Origin of the sequence: Faecalibacillus sp. TM498 (assembly GCF_020589955.1) — a bacterium.
GTDB lineage: Bacteria > Bacillota_I > Bacilli_A > Erysipelotrichales > Coprobacillaceae > Faecalibacillus > Faecalibacillus intestinalis.
On sequence record NZ_JAJDKB010000109.1, the window covers coordinates 1 to 1,798 of the forward strand.

Annotated in this window: 1 protein-coding gene; it reads right to left on the reverse strand. The window is 29.4% G+C overall.

What is annotated here, in order from left to right; all coding sequences use genetic code 11:
- Positions 1-16 precede the first annotated feature (16 nt).
- The gene (locus LJD32_RS14815; protein WP_227392804.1) at positions 17-1,600 is read right to left on the reverse strand and encodes a transposase; all 1,584 of its coding nucleotides are present in this window, start codon (positions 1,598-1,600) and stop codon (positions 17-19) included.
- Positions 1,601-1,798: the final 198 nt, after the last annotated feature.

Genomic DNA, 1,798 nt, shown 5'->3' on the forward strand with positions numbered 1-1,798 from the left:
GGGGCTGTAAAGAAACCTAACCTTTTGGATTAGGTTCATCAGCCTCTTTTTTTAGCTTTTTTCTATTTACTTTATTCGATAATCTTTTAGCACTTGGTTTTTTCTTTGTTTCTGGTTGTAAATCATTAGGTGCAATCCAAAATTTATTTTTTGATTTTGCATCATAAAATTTAAATAGTTTTCTAATATTCAAACCTAGACAAACCATCATAAATTCCGTCGATACCTTATCCAGACTTGTCCTTGTAAATCTATCAAAGGGCATATCTTGTTTTATCATTCCAAATGTTCCTTCTACTTGGATACTTCGATTTACTCTCAATTCGATTCCTTTAGGAGATAATAAATTTTCTTCTGATTGGTTTATATATTTTTGAAGTTCTATTACAACTTCAAATATTTTAAAATTTTCTTCCTTTTTGTTCATCCATCTCTTACAGTAATCTTTAAAATCACAGGAATTGCATCCGTCTATTCTAAAGAATGTTGAATTTGATTTTTTTGGATGCCTATTATCTAATTTTACAATATGACCGATATTGCCATTTAAGCATCTAATAGCTGTTTCATTTATCAATACATATTGTGATGGATTTCTTCCGCTTATATTTCCTTCCCAAGAAAAATATTTGACATAGTCTCCAATGTTATGGTCATGTAAGTACCGATAATTATTTAATGAACCATATCCTGAATCAGCACATAGATATTTTGGATAAATACTGTAGGATTCATAAAATTTATCTAAAGCAGGTATCAAATCTTTCAAATCGGATCTTGATTGAGAAACATAATATGTAGCAATCAGCCCTTTACAAACGATAATTTGTGTATTGTATGCAGCATGTGTATTCGTTCCCAATCCAGAATAATAGTCTCTTTTCAAACACATAGCAGTAGCATCATGATCTGTTTTGTAGTATGAATTTCTATCTGGTCCACATATTTTCTCCTTTTCTTCATATTCTAGTGATTTTATCAAAGCAGATTTTAAAAATTCATAATCCTTAAATATTTCCTTATTTGATTTATCAGATATATCTATGTTTGAAATCAAATTATTAAATTTTGTGATTTTGTCTGCAATAGTAGTAGCCGGTATGATTCCAGTTTCAGGAACATTTCTACTCAATTCATATTTTGATAATATAATCCTTATTTTATCACTCAACTTTTGATGGTATTTTGTTGGCTTCCAAACAAACTTATACTTATTTGCATCAGCTTCAAACTTACTGCCATCTAAAAAAGCTGTATTAAAATCTATATTACATTCATCTCTAATAGCATCAGTTATCTTACTGAATAGACTATCACGATTTGGAACAATAAACTCATTATAGAATTTACCAATAGAAGTATGCGAAGGGATAGCGCCATCCATAATATTTATAGCTCTTAGATCAAATTTACAAAAAGTTTCCATATCTCTCAATGAGGTATGTCTAAATGCATACGCATAAGCAATTAAAACTATTAGCTTGTGTCTGTCAATTAAAGGTCTGCCACCTTTGTGATATTCTTTTGAATAAACATCATCTATTAAATCAAATACTCCAGATTTCTTAAAGATATTAAATAATTTATCTATTTTTTCCATTTCCTTCGCTCCAATAGCGTAGGAAGGTATAAAAAATACATTACGTGTGATAGAATACATATGTAATTTATTATGTGAACAGTAATATATTACCAAAAAAGTAGCTTCAGGTTCGATTCCTCGAGCTACTTTTTGCGTTAAAATAAAAAAAGCTATAAAGAATGCCTAATCCAAAAGATTAGGTTTCTTTACAGCCCC

Excerpts from the sequence above, each read along its gene's own strand:
- LJD32_RS14815 (WP_227392804.1), bottom strand. The coding sequence starts at position 1,600 with ATGGAAAAAATAGATAAATTATTTAATATCTTTAAGAAATCTGGAGTA.